10 protein-coding genes are annotated in these 20,361 nt (G+C 32.9%); 9 read left to right on the forward strand and 1 reads right to left on the reverse strand.

Annotation, left to right across the window (positions count from 1 at the left end):
- The 6 genes from M4I23_RS18950 to M4I23_RS18975 all read left to right on the forward strand — a co-directional run.
- The coding region (locus M4I23_RS18950; RefSeq protein WP_249755433.1) for a tyrosine-type recombinase/integrase at positions 1 to 275 on the forward strand (275 nt) is incomplete at its 5' end.
- A gap of 367 nt (positions 276 to 642) precedes the next feature.
- Complete coding sequence (locus M4I23_RS18955) at positions 643 to 3,846, forward strand: TonB-dependent receptor (protein ID WP_249755434.1); 3,204 nt, start codon at positions 643 to 645, stop codon at positions 3,844 to 3,846.
- Positions 3,847 to 3,857: 11 nt separating this feature from the next.
- Complete coding sequence (locus M4I23_RS18960; protein ID WP_249755435.1) at positions 3,858 to 5,858, forward strand: RagB/SusD family nutrient uptake outer membrane protein; 2,001 nt, start codon at positions 3,858 to 3,860, stop codon at positions 5,856 to 5,858.
- A 28-nt stretch (positions 5,859 to 5,886) separates the two neighbouring features.
- The gene (locus M4I23_RS18965) at positions 5,887 to 7,173 is read left to right on the forward strand and encodes a DUF4959 domain-containing protein (protein ID WP_249755436.1); all 1,287 of its coding nucleotides are present in this window, start codon (positions 5,887 to 5,889) and stop codon (positions 7,171 to 7,173) included.
- A 14-nt stretch (positions 7,174 to 7,187) separates the two neighbouring features.
- The gene (locus M4I23_RS18970; protein ID WP_249755437.1) at positions 7,188 to 7,874 is read left to right on the forward strand and encodes a DUF4998 domain-containing protein; all 687 of its coding nucleotides are present in this window, start codon (positions 7,188 to 7,190) and stop codon (positions 7,872 to 7,874) included.
- An 80-nt stretch (positions 7,875 to 7,954) separates the two neighbouring features.
- Complete coding sequence (locus M4I23_RS18975; protein ID WP_249755438.1) at positions 7,955 to 10,039, forward strand: DNRLRE domain-containing protein; 2,085 nt, start codon at positions 7,955 to 7,957, stop codon at positions 10,037 to 10,039.
- Between the two features lie 229 nt (positions 10,040 to 10,268).
- Here the strand turns inward: M4I23_RS18975 and M4I23_RS18980 are convergent, their stop codons facing one another.
- Positions 10,269 to 14,336 (reverse strand): two-component regulator propeller domain-containing protein, encoded by a 4,068-nt coding sequence (locus tag M4I23_RS18980; protein WP_249755439.1) that lies wholly within the window; start codon positions 14,334 to 14,336, stop codon positions 10,269 to 10,271.
- A 195-nt stretch (positions 14,337 to 14,531) separates the two neighbouring features.
- Between M4I23_RS18980 and M4I23_RS18985 the strand changes: the two genes are divergently transcribed.
- Genes M4I23_RS18985 through M4I23_RS18995 form a run of 3 tightly spaced genes read left to right on the forward strand, consistent with a single transcriptional unit; the run spans position 14,532 to position 20,347 of the window.
- On the forward strand, positions 14,532 to 15,740 hold the full coding sequence (locus M4I23_RS18985; protein WP_249755440.1) for a glycoside hydrolase family 88 protein: 1,209 nt from the start codon (positions 14,532 to 14,534) through the stop codon (positions 15,738 to 15,740).
- 4 nt (positions 15,741 to 15,744) lie between these two features.
- Positions 15,745 to 18,687, forward strand: a complete 2,943-nt coding sequence (locus M4I23_RS18990; RefSeq protein ID WP_249755441.1) for a TonB-dependent receptor — start codon at positions 15,745 to 15,747, stop codon at positions 18,685 to 18,687.
- 22 nt (positions 18,688 to 18,709) lie between these two features.
- A complete protein-coding gene (locus M4I23_RS18995; RefSeq protein ID WP_249755442.1) occupies positions 18,710 to 20,347 on the forward strand; it encodes a RagB/SusD family nutrient uptake outer membrane protein in 1,638 nt (545 codons plus the stop codon).
- Positions 20,348 to 20,361: the final 14 nt, after the last annotated feature.

The raw sequence follows: 20,361 nt of genomic DNA on the forward strand, positions 1-20,361 counted from the left end.
TAAATGATAAGAAACGCGTAAGAACAAGAATAAAAACAGCTACAAGAAACTTCAATAGGAGGTTAGAGCTTGTTGCCTTGCAAGCAGGTATAGATAAAAAAATGTCCATGCATATTGCTCGCTATAGTTTTGGTAATATTTCGGGAGATAAAATACCCATTCAAATGTTACAAAAACTATATAGACATTCTTCGGTCACAACAACTATGCTTTATCAAGCTAATTTTATGAGAAAAGATGCTGATGAGGCACTTGATATGGTTATTGATTTTTAATAGATTTAAAAATAATTATGTTAAAGTTTTTATTAATTTTCAGGTAGCGTCTACTATTCAATAGTAAAGCTGTTTTTACTTGTATATGTTTAGTTCTCTTTAGTTTATAACGTAATTTCAATTAGTACATATGTTGCTTTTTGTTACATACCCCCTAGAATGTAACAACTTTACTACAAAGTCGATACAATAGTTCTACTTCTCGTTCTTGTTACTTTTTAATTTTGAGTGATCTCTATTTTCAGTCATTAACTATTTGTTATTGAGTTTTCTATATCAGTTAGTGTTCTTCTATACTCAAAATAAATATATAGATAGAAATAGAAATTAACCTAACTAAATTACTAACTAAACTAACCAAAACTAGATGAAACAGTATTTATGTAAATTACTCAAAATGGTGTTCTTTTTTTATGTGATAATGCCATTACATTATTCCTCCCATGCATTGGGTATTGAAAATAGAGGTGTCACCTTATTAGATGAACAAGATTTAATAATCGAAGGCACAGTTATTGCCTCAGATAATAGTTTACCCTTAGCAGGAGTAAATATTATGCTAAAAGGAGATAAAGGAGGTACATCTACAGATTTTGATGGAAACTTTATTTTAAAAGTAAAGCCGACAGATGTGTTGGTAATTACCTATGTGGGATTTCTTAAGCAAGAAATTCCTGTTGAAGGAAAAACTAAATTTAACATTATTCTACAGGTAGATACAGCCAAATTAGACGAGGTCACCGTTGTCGCTTACGGGCAACAAAAAAAGGAAAGTGTCGTGGCTTCTATAACCACAGTAAAACCTCAAGAGTTAAAAATACCTTCAAGTAATTTAACAGCATCATTTTCTGGTCGAATTCCTGGGGTTATTTCTTATCAAACATCAGGAGAACCTGGCAATGATAATGCTGAGTTTTTTATACGTGGTGTATCAACATTCGGGTATCGTACTTCCCCTTTAATTTTAATTGATGGTATGGAATCTAGTGTGGACGATTTGGCCAGAATGGATGTAGATGATATAGAAAGTTTTTCTATTATGAAAGATGCATCAGCAGCAGCATTATATGGTTCTCGTGGCGCAAACGGCGTTATTTTAGTTAATACAAAAGAAGGAAAAGAAGGAAAAGCTAAAATATCTTTTAAATATGAAACCTACCTATCGTCTAACGTAAAAGATATTGAGTTTGCAGATCCTGTAACCTATATGAATTTATGGAATGAAGCTGTTTTTACATCTAGTAATGGAGGAGAAATTGTGAACCGAGTGTTTACACAAAACGAAATTGATAATGTGCAAAACAATGTAGATCCGCAAATATATCCTTCAACCGATTGGTATGGTACGTTATTTAAAGATCATGCTATTAATAAGCGGTTAAACTTGAATGTTTCTGGTGGAGGTAAGGTTGCCAAGTATTATTTATCTGGAACATATACTAATGATACAGGTATATTAAATGTAGATGAGAGAAATAATTTTAATTCTGGTATTAGTTTAAATAAAATACAAATACGCTCAAATAACAATATTAATATAACACCGAGCTTTAAGGCAAAAGTACAGTTTTATTTGGCATTAGATGATTATACAGGGCCTTTAGATGGTGCCCAAACGGTTTTTGATATGGTAGGGAAAACAAGTCCTGTTTTATATCCAGCATATTATGAACCAGATGCTGCTAACCAGTATGCTACACAAATATTATTTGGAAATTACTTAGAAGGTGCCGATTATATTAACCCTTATGCAGAATCTGTTAAAGGATATAGAGATTACACGCGGTCTAAATTAAGTGGACAAATTAACTTATCTAAAGAATTTTCTAAAGATTTTAATGTGAGGTTAAAAGTAGGTTATGATAACTCTTCTTATTTTCAAACTAGAAGACAGTATAGACCTTTTTATTACAATGTTGGACGTTATGATAAATATACAGGAGAATATACATTAGCATGGCTTAACGAAGAGAGCAACCCGGAAGATGCTATTGATTATTCGCCGTCTTCAAGTCAAGTGTCTGCTGTTTTTTATTTAGAAGGCGCCGCTAATTATAACAAACAATTAAATGATGATCATCTAATAGGAGGTACCTTGGTTTATACCATGCGTGAAGAAAAGAATAATACAGCTTCTAATTTACAAAACTCTTTACCTAATAGAAATTTAGGTTTAGCGGGTAGATTAAATTATGCTTATAAAGACAGATATTTTGTCGAAGGTAATTTTGGGTATAATGGATCTGAGCGTTTTTCTGAAGATCATAGATTTGGTTTCTTTCCATCTATTGGAACAGGTTGGTATGTTTCCAAAGAAAAATTTTGGGAACCTTTAGAAGATGTGGTGAATAAATTCAGAATCCGATCGTCTTATGGTTTAGTTGGTAATGATGCTATTGGTAGCGCTAGTGATCGTTTCTTTTATTTATCAGAAGTAAATTTAAACAATAGTGGTAATTCTGCAACCTTTGGAGAAGACCGAGAATATACTGTAAATGGTGTAGCTATTAATAGATATGCTAATAGCGCTATTACATGGGAGAATGCTGAGAAATTTAACTTAGCGGTAGATTTAGGATTGTTTAATAACAAAATAGATATTACTGCAGAGTACTTTTTTGATAAACGACATGATATTTTTATGGAGCGTTCAGAAATTCCTGCAAGTTTAGGATTATCAACAAATTTATATGCAAACTCAGGAGAAGCTGAGAGTCGTGGATTTGAGTTTTCATTAAAAGGAAACCATCATGTAAATAAAGATTTCTGGATTCAAACCATGGCTAATTTTACTTATGCAACCAGTGAGTTTTTAGCTTATGATGAACCTGATTATACCAGTGCACCATGGAGGAGTAGAATAGGGCAACCTATTAGACAAAATTATGGTTATGTAGCCGAACGTTTATTTTATGATGAAGATGATGTACTAAATTCACCATTACAAATAGGTGTGCAAAATTCTTATGAAGGTTATGGTCCTGGAGATATTAAATACAAAGATATTAATAGGGATGGCGTTATTGATAGTGAAGATAGAGTGCCAATTGGCTATCCTTCATCTCCTGAAATAAACTATGGATTTGGATTTTCAACAGGATATAAAAACTGGGACTTTAGCTGTTTTTTTAATGGTATAGCACGTACATCCTTTTTTATAGATTCTTCTGGAACACAACCATTTTACCAGTATAGTGTTGATGAAGGGGAAGCTATCAATCAATTACTTGATATTTATGCACAAGATCATTGGTCAGAAGATAATAAAGACCCTTATGCACTTTATCCAAGATTAACACATGCTAGAAGTGATAATAATCGTGTAAATAGTACATGGTGGTTAAGAGATGGCTCTTACCTAAGGTTAAGGCAAGTGGAACTAGGTTATAATATTTCTAAAGATTTTATAAAAAGTAAACTACCGCTCTTACAAAGCGGAAGACTTTATTGTTCTGCAACAAACTTATTTACCATTAGTAAGTTCGATTTATGGGATGTATCTCTTTCTGGAGATCCATACAATTACCCAGTTCAAAAAGTATTTAACTTAGGGATTAGACTTGAATTTTAAAAAACAGCAATATGAAAACTAATATAAAACACATATTTATAATATTTACACTATCTGTGTTTATCACAGGGTGTTCAGATTATCTCGATATTGTACCAGATAATGTAGCAACGATAGCCGATGCTTTTGATGATGAAAACTCGGCAGAGAGCTTTTTATTTACATGTTATAGCCATATGCCAAGATTAGGAGAGCCCAAAAATAATGTGGGCTTTTACGGAGGAGATGAATCTTATAGAATAAATTCTGTAATTAGGGGAGAGGAGCCAGCACATTTAGTGAATTCCGAGTTAGCATTAGGCGCGCAAGAAGCCGATGTTTCTTATTTGGATTATTGGAGTGGTGGTAAAAATGGAACCAATTTATACCTAGGTATTAATGATTGTAACGTATTTCTAGAAAACATTAACAGCCTTTTGTATATGGATGAGGATTTAAGAAAACGTTGGATTTCTGAGGTTAAATTTTTAAAAGCATACTATAACTTTTATTTATTTAGAATGTATGGGCCAATTATTATTAATGACACTAATTTACCAATAGATGCTGATATTTCTGAAATTCATAAATTTAGAAGTCCAGTAGACGAATGTGTAACTTATATTGCCGATTTATTTCTTGAAGCTAGTGATGGTTTACCTTTACTAATAAACGATAGAGAAACGGAATTGGGTCGTGCAACAAAAGGCGCGGCATTAGCCATGCGTGCTAAAGTGTTAGCTACTGGAGCTAGTCCATTATTTAATGGAAATGCAGAGTATGCCAATGTAATTGATGCCAACGGGACACGTCTTTTTTCTGATTATGATGCTAATAAATGGCAATTAGCTGCCGATGCTTGTAAAATGGCCGTAGATACTTTAGAGTTTGCGGGTGTTCAGCTTTTTAAGTTTGATACTAGTGATATGCAATATCTACCAGCCAATGTTAACCGAGATGAAGTACCAGAAGAAATAGTAAATGTTTTAACTATACAGCAGTCACTATCAGAGCGTTGGACGGATGAAAAAATATTTGTTTCTACTAACGGAATAGCAGGAAGAATTCAAAATCATGCTCAAGCAAGAACACATGTTAAATTTCAGGGTAACGTTGAAGCTATGGGGTTCTATTCGCCTACTTTACGTATAGCCGAAATGTTTTATACTAAAAATGGAGTGCCAATTGATGAAGATTTAACTTGGAATTATGCAGATCGTTATGGTTTAGTCGATTATGATGTGGATAATGATAGCGATACGGATGGAGATGGAGTGCCAGATAATCAATATTTTGTAAAAGATGGTGAAACTACTGTAAACCTACATATAAATAGAGAGGTACGTTTTTATGGTAGTTTAGGATTCGATAGAGGGATTTGGTATGGTAATCCAGCACAATATAATTCTTCTGGAGGACAGGCAGGATTTGAAGATCATTATGTAGAAGGTAGAGCTTTAGAATATTCTGGTACGGCTATTGGTTCTGGGGTGTATTCTCAAACGGGGTATTTTCCTAAAAAATTAGTAAACTACGATAATGTTATTAGTAGTGACGATATGGATTACAGTAGAGAGAGCTACGCTTTTCCAGAGATGCGTTTAGCAGATTTATATTTATTATATGCCGAATGTGCAAATGAGGTAGATGATAGAGCAACTGCCTATATTTATATAGATAAGGTGAGAGAAAGAGCAAATTTAAAAGGCGTAGTGGAATCTTGGGCAAATTATTCTTCAAGCCCCAGTAAACCATCAACTAAAGATGGGTTTAGGGATATTGTGCGTCAAGAGCGTTTAATTGAATTGGTTTTTGAAGGACATAGATTCTGGGATTTAAAACGATGGAAATTAGCAGAATATTATATGAATATACCTTTTAGAGGTTGGAATTATTTAGGTAGTGAGCCTGAAGATTTTTATGTTCCAAATGTATTAGGGGTACCAACATATTCATTTAAAAATAATTTATGGCCTATAGAAACAGGTGAAATTTTGTCTAACCCTAATTTAATTCAAAATGGCGGTTGGTAGTCTTATTTTTAATTCAAAAACAACAATTATGAAAACTAAATATAAAATATCCTTTATTACCCTTATGGGCTTGTTTACTTTTATCGTTGCTTGTGGTAGCGAAGAGTTTATTGGTCAGCCAGCGTCCGATGGGACAGCACCAGGCATGATATCAAATGTTTTAAGTGAAAGTACGCCCGGAGGTGCCAAAATAACTTATGATATTCCTACCGATGAGGATTTTTCTCATGTAGAAGCTGTGTATTATGTTGGCGAAGGTCAAGAAAGAAAATCTGTAGCTACTAAATACACACAAGAGTTATCTGTTAATGGTTTTGGAGACACACTTCTTAAAGAGGTTGAACTTTATGCTGTTGATAAAAGTGGCAATAGATCAGAGAAAGTAGTGGCTGAAATAATACCGTTAACACCACCCTATATTACTATGAGCGAATCATTAGAAGTTTCAAGTGATTTTTCTGGTGTTTTGTTAAAATGGGAAAATGAAGCAGAGGCTGATAATCTTGGAATTACAATTTTAAGACATGATGAATATGGCGATTTTGTGCCTTATGAAACGGTTTATGACGATGTTTCAAATACGAATTTTCAAAACGTAAGAGGTATGGATACGTTGCAAGTGGAACTAGGGTTTTATGTAAAAGATCAATGGGGAAACATAAGTGATACACTTATTGGAGAGTTTAAGCCACTTTACGAAATACAATTAGATAGAACGAAATGGAAAGCCTTACGATTAGATACCGATATACCAGAAGAACAAAGTTCGCAACGATTTGAAAAAGCTTTTGATGGAGATATAACTAAATCGCGGTCTAATGCATTTAGTACTGTTTTAAATAAGGAAGAACAATATTCTCCGCTGCATTATACTATGGATATGGGAGAGATAAACTTATATAGTCGTTTTAAAATTTATGCTACAGAGTGGAATGGTTATTCACGTGGAGGAATGCATTTCTTTGAGATGTATGGTACCAATGATCAAAGCTTGATTGATAGAGAAACTAATGGCGCTTGGGAATGGTCTAATGGAGACAATCCACATGAAACAGGTAATTGGAGAGAAGAAGGCATGGACGGCTGGGAGCTTATTGGTGAGTTTGAAGTACTAAAAGCATCAGGGTTACCTGGGATAGAGAAAATTAATGCTATTGATAGACCATTTTCTGAAGGAGGTATGGAATTCCTTATGCCAGGAGGAACACCTCCATATAGGTATATTAGAATAAGACAAATTGAAAACTGGGATACAGTATATAAGGAAGTAACTTATGCCGAAATTGAATTTTTTGGAGCGCCCGTTAATAACTAATAAAATACAGACCAATGAAAAAAATATTAATAATAACATTAGCTCTAATTGCGTTTTATAATTGTTCCCAAATGAACGATTTACATCAACAATATTTAGATGAAGGAGAAAAGATCTATCCAGCAAAACCAGATTCTTTAATCTCCTTTTCGGGGCATAACAGATTAAAATTACAGTGGTTTATTCAATCAGATTTAAGTATTGATAAAGCCAGAATTTTTTGGAACGATAAAGCAGATTCTTTAGATATTCCAATTACCGTAACAGCAGGTGTAAGAGATACCATAGGTGCAGTGGTAGAAAACTTGCCAGAAGGGGGCTATGTTTTTGAAGTCGTTAATCTAGATAGTTACGGTAATAAATCTATCCCCGTGATGAGATCGGGGAAATCTCTCGGAGAAATCTATCTATCATCTTTAAATAATAGACAAATTCTATCCTATAAGGAAACGAGTAATAATATTACATTTACTATGAGTTCTAGTGATCCTGCAGATTATATTTATAGTGAATTCTTGTATTATGATACAAATAATGTTGAAAGGGAAGCTAAACTCGATTTGGATAATTTAGAAACTATCAAAATTCCTTTAGAAGATATTGATACTTCAAAAAACATACAGTATAGAAGTGTTTATCAACCTTTTGATAATGCCATCGATTTGTTTTTTACCGAATATGCCGAGTTTGTTATAGAATAGCAACGGGTAAACTAAATTAATAACTAATAGAGTTAGGTGTTCATTTAAATGAAATGCCTAACTCAAAAACATACCCTCATATGAAAAATAATTACAAAGTTGTATATCTATTTATTGCAATACTATGTCACATTCAAATTATAAAAGCACAAGACTTTTCAGTAATACCAACCACCTTTAAAGGTGGTAGCACAGGGAGTTCTACAAACAATTCAAGAACATTAGAGTATGCTAATAATGAAGCTGCACTTAGTCGGTATGGTGGTTTTTTAGACGTAAAACTAACCGCTACGGGGCATTTTAGAACAGAAATCTATAATGATAAATGGTACATGGTAGATCCAGAAGGCTATTTATATTTTGGTATAGGAATAAATTCGGTTAATGCAGAATCAGATTATCCCAACGTAAGTTTACCTAACGATTTGAAGGATGCTGGCTTCAATCATCTAGCTAATTGGTCCGATTTTGGGAGTATAAATACTGGTTCAGATAAAATACCGTATGTTTTTAGAGAACTGTTTATATTAGGTTATAAAAATGAATCTCAAGGAAATAAGGATCTCTATAAAGACGGAATTATCCCTGTATTTGATACAGCATTTTTATCCTACGCAGATAATTTAGCGCAAACCGTAGCTTTAAAAAAAGATGATCCGTATTGTATTGGTGTGTTTTCTGATAATGAAATGCCAATTTATTCGAACAGTACATATGGTGAATTGTTAGATCGTTATTTGGATATAACCGACAAAACAAATTATAATTATTTAGCTGCTCACGATTGGATGATTGCGAGAAAGGGAACAGATTATGTAATTGATAATAATGATCGTAACGATTTTCATGGTTATTTAATGAGTACCTATTATAGAATTGTACACACTGCTATTAAAAAATATGCGCCAAATATGCTTTATTTGGGGTCTAGATTACATGGCGCTGCAAAAAATTATGAATCTATTTATAAAAATAGTGCACCGTATATAGATGTATTTAGTGTTAATTATTATGGACCATTTGAGCCTGATACTAATCTCTTAGAAATGTGGACAGAGCAGTCTGAAAAACCTTTTATGATTAGTGAGTTTTATGCTAAGGGTTTTGATGTAGATTTAGATAATAGTGGTGGAGCAGGGTATCACGTGCCAACACAAGCAGATAGAGCAGCGTATTTTGAAAACTTCGCTATTAATTTATTGGAAAGTAAAGGTTGTTTAAGTTATCAATGGTTTAGGTTTCAAGATGACGCTAGTAATAAAGGTGTTATAAATGCAAATGGGGAGTGGTATTCCGAACTTAAAACATCTCTAATGAAAATAAGTAAAGACATCTATAATTTTAGAGATTTTTTAGATTTGGAAGATGATGGTAATATTGGTGATGAAGGAGATAAACTCTACGCTATAGAGGATAGTTTTACAAGAGGAGGTTCTAACGCAAATAAAAATTATGATGGCGAATTATTGATTGTAAAAGAAAGCCCAACCAATGCAGATTTTTCAAGACGGACTTGGTTAAAGTTTGATGTTAGTGAGTATGTTGCAATTGAATCTGCAACCTTACATATAACAGGAAACCAGTCTAACGGAAACGCTTTTGATATTACGTTGCTTGGAGTAGATGATGATTCGTGGTCTGAGGAAAGCATAACATGGAACAATGCACCCGAAGCTTCAACAGTAATAGCAGGTGTGTTTTCATCAAATGGCGATGTAGATTCTAGATACGATTCTTATCAAATTGATATTACCGATTATGTTAAGGCTGAAATTGCAGGTAACAAGATCGTTTCATTAAACTTGGTTGATGCCGCTTCTACCAATGAACAATTTAAAATAAGAGAAAAGGAAGATACTGCCAATAATACTTCAGCTTACATAACAATTGTAAGAACCGGGTTGTCGACAGAAGTTTCTATTGAGCCAAACTTTAAAATGTATCCAAACCCTGTAAATGATAGATTAGAAATAAAGTCTAAAACTATAATTCAATATATAGATTTTTACAACATAAACGGTTCTGTTGTTTTAACTCAAAATAATTTCAATTCTAAAAAAGCTATTATAGATGTAACCGCATTAAATACAGGTCTTTATTTGGTGAAAATAACAAGTGAAAATGGCGAAGTAGAAGTAAAACGCATGCTAAAGAAATATTATTAAAGAGATATGCTGCTATAAATGGGCTTGCCTAAAGTAGCATATCGTTTTAATAGGTTTTAAGTTAATTCTGTTTTTAGAATTACTAAATTTTATATTTCTATTACAGAGGAATTATATTCCTAAATTATAACTTATTTACATATGGTTGTTATTTGGCCATGTGTAAATAAGTTTTATCATTTATAGTAGTTTTGTTCTAGTCGATTTTTGTCTTGGAAAAAATAAAGTGTTATTTTTTTTCTTCAGAAACATCAAAGTTTGCCTTTATAAATTCAGAAGGAGTCTTTCCATATTGTTTTTTAAACGATTTAGAAAAGTAGTTGTGTGAATTAAAACCTACGGCAAACCCAATTTCGTTAACTAAATAATCACCTGTTTTCATAAGTTCAACAGCATGTTTTAGTCTAAGACTTCTTATGAATTCTGTGGCAGATTGATTTGTTAATGATGTTAACTTTCTATGTAAATGCGTTCTACTAAGGTGTAATTTATTAGTTAAATCTTCAACAGAAAAATCAGGATTACTTATATTTTGTTCAACCACACTTATGGCATTTAAAAGAAATTTTTTATCTAAGTCTAGAACTTCAATATCACTTTTCCAAACCTCTTGTTGAGATGAAAACAAAGAACGAAGTGCTTTTCTAGAGTTTAGCAAATTGTGTATTTGAGCAATCAATACATCTTCATTAAACGGTTTGGGAACATAAAGGTCTGCACCAGAATTAATACCTGATATTCTGTCTTTTATAGTATCTAAAGCTGTAAGTAATATTACAGGCGTATGACTAATTCTAATGTCATTTTTAATTTTGGCACATAGCTCAATACCATCCATTTCAGGCATCATAATATCCGAAATCACTAAATCTGGAAATAATGTATGTATTTGTTGATAGGCTTCCTTACCGTTTTTTGCTGTGGCAATACGAAAGTGATTTTGTAATGCACTTGATAAAAACTCTAGCAGCTCTAGGTTATCTTCTGTAATAAGTATTAGGGCTTCTTGGTTTTTTGTGTGTTCTTCAATTTGATGTTCGGTAGTTATAATTTCCGAAGATTCAAAAGAAAAGTTATTGGTTTGTGTAATGCTCGATGTATCGGCAATATGCGTTGTGGTATTGGGTTGGTGTTGAGGTATACAAATGCAGAAAGCAGATCCTTCACCTTCTAAAGTACTTACTATTAATTGCCCATTATGCATAGCAATATAGTTGGTAGATAACGAAAGGCCTATTCCTGTACCTCGGTTATAGTTGTTTTCTGTTTGGTAAAATCTTTCAAATATTTGTGGAAGAGTTTCTTCTGAAATACCGTATCCAAAGTCAGAGATATTGATAGAAATATAATCTTCATTAATATGTTCTCCCACAGTATATATATTCCAATTAGGCTTAAAACTTGGTTTTTTGTTGTTCTTAATGGTTAATGTTATACTCGTGTTATCTGGCGAATACTTAAAAGCATTTGAGAGCATGTTAACCAAAACCTTATCTAGTTTATCGGTGTCGAAATCAATTTTTAAGTTAGGAACTTCTGATATAAAGTGAAAATTAATACCACGTTGTAAAGCATGCTCTTCAAAACAATAAAATACATTTTTACAGAATGCTATAATATCTGTATTTACAGAAAGTAGTTTTAGTTTACCAGAATCGGCACGTCTAAAATCTAGAAACTGATTGATAAGCCTAAGTAACCTATCGGTATTATTTTTAATTAATTCTAGTTGCTTGTTAGAATTAGGGTTGTTGGTTTCTAATTTTAATAATCTATTTACAGGACCTTGAATTAAGGTAAGTGGTGTTCTAAATTCATGAGAAATATTGGTGAAAAACTGAAGTTTCATTTGGTGTAATTGTTCTTCGTTTTCACGATGTATTTTTTCTAACTTTATTTGTGATCTTAAATTCTGACGATTTATTACTTGTTTTCTAAAATAATAAATAGAAGCTATAAAGGCTAATAAATATAATACATAAGCATACCATCTCGCCCAAATAGGAGGAATTATATTAATGTTTATTTTTGTAGATTCTAAATTCCATACGCCATCATTATTAGCACTTTTAACTTCAAAAACATAATGATTTGGAGGAATATTGGTAAAATTGGCTTTGCCTGTATAGTCGGTTTCAATCCATTGATCATTAAATCCTAAAAGACGGTATTTAAATATATTTTTCTTCGGATTTATATAATTGTTAGAAGTAAATTCAAAGCCGATAAAGTTTTGTGTATGGTGCAGTTTTAAAGGTGTGTTACTACTAAAAGGAATGTTTTCATTATTAACTTTTATTGATATAATATTCGTTTTTGGTGGCTTCGGGTTTTTAATAATTCTTGACGGTGAAAACCGAATAACACCGTTAGAACCTCCAAAAAACAAATCGCCATTAATCGCTTTTAAAGCCGATGTAGGATGAAATAAATCGCTCTGTAAGCTATTATTAGTGATGTAAGATTGGGCAATATTAGTTTGCGTATCAAATTTGCATAAACCATTTTCGGTTGTTAACCAAAGGTTTTTTTTATCATCTTCTAGTATAGAAAATACTTCGTTTCCTGGTAGGCCATTTTTAATATTGTAATTTTCAAATCTTCCCGTTTTAGGATCAAATTTATCAAGTCCGCCACCATTTGTACCTAACCATAAAAAGCCATTACTATCTTCATGTATGCAGTATAAATAATTGTGAGATACGCCTTGTGGGTGGTTTTTATTCTGAAAATAATGTATAAATTCGTCACTACCTTTCTTCAATAGGTTAAGTCCGTTTTGAGTAGCAAACCAAACGTTATCTTCCTTGTCTTCAATAATAAAATGCACTTTATTATTTGATATGGATTTGATATTTAGTGGGTTGTGTAAGGAACGTGTAGTTGCTTTGGTTTCAAAATTATAAAAGTAAGCGCCTAAAGGATAATCACTAACCCAAACACCAGTATTAGTAGTTAAAATATCTAAGGCTTGAAATCCCGTTTCAAAATTAACAGCAAGACGTTCAAAATTGGTTTTACCTTTTTCACGGTATAGTACGCCATTTCCATAGGTGCCAACCCACAAAGTTTCATTTTTATCGTAAGCTAAAGATTTTATGTTTTTAATAGCCTTGCCCTGGTAGTTAATAGGCAGGTTTTTAAATACGTTAGTTTCGGGGGTATAATAGTTTATTCCGCCGTCATCTAGACCAATCAAAACATTTTCGCTATTTGGTACTTGAGCAAAGCAGCTAACAATATTGCCATTTAAAGTTCTTTTAGTAGTCGATTGGTTGTAGCGTATAAATGAATTATTGTGCGCGCTATGAAACGCTAAACCACCCATCCAAGTACCAATCCATATATTTTGTTGAGAATCTTTATATAGAGACCAAATGGAATGGTTGGGGAGTTCGGAATATTTTTGCTGATCAATGTGGTGGCTTACTTTAAAGTCCTTAATTAAAGTAATACCATTGTACGTGGCTACCCAAATTCTATTGTTTTCATCTTTTAATAAACTTCTAACTTGGTTACTAGGTAATTTTAAATGATTGGGGTTGTCTTCTAATATGGAGTAGTGCGTTTTTTTGTTATCAATTTTATTAACGCACAGCAAGCCTTTGGCTTCGTAACCAATCCAGATATTATCTTTATCTATTAAAACTGACCTTACTAGGTTTTTTAATCCTTTTGTTAAAAACTGAAAAGTGTTGGAGCCTTTGGTGGCAAAATAGATATCGCCATCATTATAAAACACCCAAATAGTGCCTTCATCATCAATAGAAATACAGCTAACTTTTCCTGTAGTATTTTTAGTTTTTTTATAGAGAGCTCTATTTTTTTCTAGATCTAAAGTCCCGAAACCATTTTCGTCCGAGAACCAAAATGTATGGTCGTTATCTTGAAATATAGAGGTGATGTTTTTGCCTATATTATTGTCGTAATTATCTTTAATGGAATATCTTTTAAAATAATCGTTACTACGTTGGTATTCGCAAAGTCCATTTTCTGTAGCAACCCAAATATTGCCATTATGGTCTTTGTAAAGTTTATTTATTCGATTGGATGGAATTGTAGAGTCGTTATTTTGTACATGGCTATACCGTTTAGTTTTAGTTGAATTATAGGCGAAAACACCATTGTTTGTACTAAACCAAATAAACCCCATATCATCCTCTAGTATAGACGTTACTTGAGAATAAGCAACACCTCCATCGGGTGTAACTTTACAAATGGATATATAAGGATCGTTGTTAGCATGTAAAAATATTGTAAAGCAGCTAAACAATACAATATAGAATAAGAGTCTCATTTGGTAGTTGGTTAAAAAAACTAAAGTACAAATAATATCAAGTTTAGAGTAAGGATGTTTTTAGTAAAAGCTAGTACACATGTTGTTAATTGGAACATTTGTATCTAAATGAAACATAATTGATACTAATAGGGAACAATTAATAGAAATAAAGAAAGCGCTAAGGTTATTTTTGTTAACATAATATATATTTCTATGAGGCGGATTACTCTTTTAATACTTTTTGTTGTTTTATTTCAAGCTTGCCATTTTCAGCAAAATAATAAGGTAAGTCATGATAAATTAATCAATACCATAACGGAACAACTTTCTTATTTTCCTGAAATAAAAGATACGCTTGGTCTTAAAAATACGAGTAGAATTTTTCCAAGAACACTAACGCCATCTGGCAAACTTCATCTAGTAGGAAAAAGAGATTGGACTAGTGGTTTTTATCCTGGAGTTTTATGGTCTATGTATAATTTAACCGGAGAAGAACATTGGAAGGAAAAAGCGGAGTATTATACCTTAGAATTAGAAAGTGAAAAATTTAATGCTTCAAATCATGATTTAGGATTTAAAATGATGCCAAGTTTTGGAGAGGGATATAAAGTTACTAAAAATGAAAAGTATAAAGTCATTTTAATTCAATCGGCAAAAACACTCATAACTCGATTTGATGAGAAAATAGGATGTATTAGATCTTGGGATCACAATAAAGATAAATGGGATTATCCAGTAATTATAGATAATTTAATGAATTTAGAATTGCTGTTTTGGGCATGGAAGGAAACAGGAGATTCTGTGTTTTATAACATCGCTAATACGCATGCTAAAACAACCATGAAAAATCATTTTAGAAATGATTATAGTTCTTACCACGTGGTTGGTTACAACCCAGAAACGGGCGAGGTGGTTTCAAAAAACACGCATCAGGGTTATTCCGATGAGTCGTCTTGGTCTCGTGGTCAAGCTTGGGCGCTTTATGGTTACACCATGATATATAGAGAAACAAAAGATCCTATTTATTTAACACAAGCTGAAAATGTGGCTAATTATATTTTAAACATCGCAACATTACCAGAAGATTATGTGCCGCTTTGGGATTTCGATTTAAAGGATTTTAAAACCGAACCTAGAGATGCTTCGGCTGCAGCCGTTATGGCATCTGCTTTTTTTGAACTTAGTGCGTATTCTAGTAAAAACAAGGACACCTATGTAAATACAGCAAATAACATTTTAATATCATTATCATCAAAAAAATACTTTAACACTAAAGGCGCTAATAAAGGGTTTTTATTAAAGCATTCAACGGGATCTAAACCAAAAAATTCTGAGATTGATGTACCACTAATATATGCCGATTATTACTATTTAGAGGCATTACTAAGACAAACTGAAATTAACAACCAAACTAAAAACTAGATTTATGAAAAAAAAGCAATTATTAATTAAACCTCTGTGTTTAGCGTTTGTTTTGTTTACCTTATTAGGGTACGCTCAAAATAAAACGATTACAGGTCAGGTTTCGGAGGAATACGGAGGCGCTTTACCTGGTGTTTCTGTGTTATTAAAAGGTACAAGCACAGGTGCCATGACAGATTTCGATGGAAATTTTACATTGCAAGTTTCTGGAGAAGGTGGGACTCTTGTGTTTAGTTATATTGGTATGGCTACTCAAGAAATTGAAATAGGTAACAAAACCGTAATTAATACGGTTATGATAACTTCTGAGACTGCTTTAAATGAAGTTGTAGTTGTTGGTTATGGAACTCAAAAGAAAAGTGATGTAACTGGGTCTGTAGTATCTGTAAGTCCAGAAACGCTAGAATCTAGGCCAAGAGCTAGTTTAGAGCAAATGCTTCAAGGTACTATGGCAGGTATGAATATTACGGTAAATGCATCAAACGCCGAGGGCTCTTCTAACTCCATGTTAATTAGAGGACAAAACTCTATTTCTGCTTCCAATGGACCATTAATTATTTTTGATGGTGTTCCTTTCTCTGGAAATTTATCTGAAATTAACCCAAAAGATGTAGGATCTCTCGAAGTATTAAAAGATGCATCGGCTGCAGCCATCTATGGTTCTCGTGGTGCAAATGGCGTTATTCTTATTACTTCAAAAAAGGGAAAAGAAGGTCAGATGACGGTTAATTATTCTGTGTCAACAACCATTAATCAAGCAGTTAATATACCTAGTTTAATGGATGGTAAAACATTTTATGAAACTAAAATAGACCGTGGATTAACAACTTCTCTTGTAGAAGATGAAGGCTATGCAGCTGGTAGAAATACTGATTGGGTAGATCTAGCAACAAGAACAGGGCAGACATTACAACACGATTTATCGTTTTTAGGAGGTTCTGAAAAAACAAAATATTATGTATCGTTATCATACTTAAATTCTGAAGGGGTTTCGCTTGGCGATGATTTTAAGCGTTATACTTTAAGAATTAATTTGGATCACAAATTATTACCTTGGATGACGTTTAATACAAGTACTCAATACGGTTATTACGATCGAAGTGGTAATAATGCTAGCTTTTCTGGCGCATTCTCTATGAATCCATTAGGAGTCCCATTCAATGAAGATGGCTCTCAAACATTAGAAACTTGGGACGATGGCGTATACGTAACGAATCCATTAGCAGCGCTGTTATATGATAATAGCGATATATCTCGTCGATTTACATCTAATAATAGCCTTTTAATAGATGTCCCTTTTGTAAAAGGATTATCATATAAGTTAAACACAGGTTACGATTACCGCACTAGATTAGCGCAAACATATAGAGGCCGAAATACCCGATCTGGTTTGAGTGTTGGTGGCTCGTTAGATTTAGCAAACGAATATGATGAAGACTGGCTTATTGAGAATATTATAAGTTATAAAAACACCTTCGGAAAACACTCTATATTTTTAACAGGACTTTATAGTGCCCAAAGCGAATGGTCTGAAAATCATGATGTAAGTGCACAAGGGTTTCCAAATGATGTAATGACTTATTACCAAGCAAGTAAAGCTAGTTTAATAGAGCCTACGGCATCGTATAACAAGCAAACACACTTGTCTCAAATGCTTAGAGCTAATTATGCTTTCGATTCAAGATATTTACTAACCTTAACAGCACGTCGTGATGGCTATTCAGCATTTGGAACAGATAGTAAGTTTGGAATTTTTCCTTCGGCGGCATTAGGATGGAATATTGCGAATGAGAAATTTTTAGAAGATTCAAATACTATCAATAATTTAAAATTAAGATTGTCTTATGGTGAAAGTGGAAATGAAGCTGTATCTGCTTATTCTACATTACCAACTTTATCATCTATAGATTATGTTGACGAAAACGATGGCACCTTATTCGGTTTTTATCCAAGTAGGTTAGGAGATCCTACCTTAGGCTGGGAAACAACAGCGTCTTTTAATGCGGGATTAGATTTTGGATTTTTTAAAAATAGAGTTAAAGGGTTAATAGATGTGTATTCATCAAAAACAACCGATCTTTTGTTAAGTAAATCTATATCTAATGTTAACGGTACAGGTTCTATAACTCAAAATATTGGTGAAACATCTAATACAGGAATAGAGTTTCAAATATCAACTGTAAATGTAAGAAACGATAATTTTCAATGGTCTACTAATTTTAATATCGCACATTACAACACCAAAATTGTTAACGTGGGATTAACAGATAGTGAAGGGGATTATATTGACGATGTTGATAATGAGTGGTTTATTGGAGAGCCTATTAATGTTAATTTCGATTATGTTTTCGATGGTATATACCAAGAAGATGTTACAGGTACGCCACAAGGCGATGTTCAGGCAGGAGATATTCGATATTTAGATGCTGATGGTAGTGGAGATATCTCGCCTTCAGATAAAAGAGTTATCGGACGCCAAATTCCAGATTTCGTAGCTGGGTTAACAAATACACTCGAGTATAAAAATTGGTCATTAAGTTTCTTTTTAAATATGGTTTCAGGTATTACACAAGCTAATACATTGTTGTATACTAATGATATTGATCTTAGAGAAAACAGATATAATGTAGCGTTTTGGACTCCAGAAAATCAAAGCAATACATATCCAAGAAATGATAGGTCGGCTAATGTAAATCAGCGTAGTATGCAGTTTTATCGTAGTACCGATTTTATAAGGTTACAAGATATTACACTTAATTATAAATTTCCTTCAGATGCATTACAGAAATTAAATATTAGTAATCTAGAGCTTTTTGCTAACATCAAAAATTTATATACTAAAACAGATTGGATAGGTTTGGATCCTGAATTTTCAAATAGCTCATCTCAGCAAACTGCTGTGCCTCAAACAACATCTTTTTTACTAGGTTTAAAACTTAGTATTTAAATAAAAATTAAAAAATAATAACATGAAAAAAACACTGATATTATTAGTAATTATTGGTTCCGCTTTAATGAGCTCTTGTAATGAAGAGACTTTTTTACAGGAAGAACCAAAAGATGATATATTCGCCGAAAACCTGCTACTTAATTATGATGGTTTCGAGAATGGCCTAAATGCTTTGTATGCATTGGTTAGAGAAGATAGATTGTCGCAAAGCAATACTACACGTGCATCTTTATGGCAAATGGGCACCGATAATGCTTTTGTAAATAATGGAGCAGGACAAATAGATCCGTTTAACGATTATGCCGATTTAAATTCTGAAAATAGTTTAGTAGGATCAAATTTTAATTTGTTATACAGAATTATTAATTCAAGTAATTTAATTATCAATCGCGCTGAAACTACAGCTGTTGATTGGATGGGAGGAAATGATTCTGCAGATTTAGTAAATCAAAATAAAGTAATTGCACAAGCCAGATTAATTCGTGCTTGGTCTTACCGTCATTTACGATATGGTTGGGGTGCGGTACCTTTAAGTCTTGAAGAAATTGATGGAACAACCTATCGTAACGATTGGGAACGTAGTTCTATAGAAGAAATTAATGCGCAAATGGAAATTGATTTAAGTTTTGCACGCGATCATCTTGAAATGAAAGAGCAAACAGGTAAAGTAAATAGTGCTGTTGCGAGTACAATGTTAGCAGAGTTATACCTTGATATGGGCGAAGATTTAAAGGCGGAAACTGAAGCGCTTAGAGTTATAAATAGTCCAGAATACGAACTTATGACTTCTAGATTTGGTGTTAACGCATCACAGCCAGGTAATGCGTTTTCAGATATATTTGATAACCCAAGACCCGAAGATGGTAATAAAGAAGTGCTTTGGGTAATAAATAATGCGTATGCCGATATTGTAGGAAATGAATATATATATATGAAAAATGCATGGATTACATATTATACTAAAGATGCTGTGTTGAAAAAGTTAGATTTGGATACGCAATACACGTACAATGGAGGTAAAGGAGCAGGTCGTTTATCTGTTACCGATTCGGCTTTCGGTTGGTACGAATCTTTCGATGATAGATATTCTGAGCATTGTGTAAAAAAATATTATGTTTTTCCAACCGATGAAACAGCTACTGATTTTGATGTAGTGCAGTATACCAATATGGATTATGATGAACCAGACGATTTAGAGGAGCATTTTTTATGGCCATGGGTTAGAAAATGGGAATACAACGATCCTTTCTTTTTTGCAAATGCATCTAATGCAGGGCAATACGACGATCAAATGTTTGTAAGATTAGCAGAAACCTATCTTTTAGCCGCCGAAGCATTAATGAACCAAGGTAAAAATGATTTGGCAGCTCAATATTTAAACGACCTAAGAAGACGTTCTAATGCTTCAGAAATTGACGCTTCTGATGTTACTTTAGAGTTTATTTTAAAGGAGCGCTCTCGCGAATTAGTTACTGAAGAATATAGAAAACATACTTTAGTAAGAACAGGAACATTTTACGAATGGACAATTAAATACAACCCACGTTTAGATGCTACTAAAGTGTTTGAGTATAACGAGTATTTACCAATACCACAGGGTATTATAGATGCTAATACAGGAGCAGCAATGGAACAAAATGAGGGCTATAACCAGTAATTATCTGCTAAAAT

Source organism: Algibacter sp. L4_22, assembly GCF_023473045.1.
Classification (GTDB): Bacteria; Bacteroidota; Bacteroidia; order Flavobacteriales; family Flavobacteriaceae; genus Algibacter.

Bases quoted from the DNA above. Each gene is read 5' to 3' on its own strand.
- M4I23_RS18955 (WP_249755434.1), top strand. From the start codon at position 643: ATGAAACAGTATTTATGTAAATTACTCAAAATGGTGTTCTTTTTTTAT.
- M4I23_RS18960 (WP_249755435.1), top strand. From the start codon at position 3,858: ATGAAAACTAATATAAAACACATATTTATAATATTTACACTATCTGTG.
- M4I23_RS18965 (WP_249755436.1), top strand. From the start codon at position 5,887: ATGAAAACTAAATATAAAATATCCTTTATTACCCTTATGGGCTTGTTT.
- M4I23_RS18970 (WP_249755437.1), top strand. From the start codon at position 7,188: ATGAAAAAAATATTAATAATAACATTAGCTCTAATTGCGTTTTATAAT.
- M4I23_RS18975 (WP_249755438.1), top strand. From the start codon at position 7,955: ATGAAAAATAATTACAAAGTTGTATATCTATTTATTGCAATACTATGT.
- M4I23_RS18980 (WP_249755439.1), bottom strand. From the start codon at position 14,336: ATGAGACTCTTATTCTATATTGTATTGTTTAGCTGCTTTACAATATTT.
- M4I23_RS18985 (WP_249755440.1), top strand. From the start codon at position 14,532: ATGAGGCGGATTACTCTTTTAATACTTTTTGTTGTTTTATTTCAAGCT.
- M4I23_RS18990 (WP_249755441.1), top strand. From the start codon at position 15,745: ATGAAAAAAAAGCAATTATTAATTAAACCTCTGTGTTTAGCGTTTGTT.
- M4I23_RS18995 (WP_249755442.1), top strand. From the start codon at position 18,710: ATGAAAAAAACACTGATATTATTAGTAATTATTGGTTCCGCTTTAATG.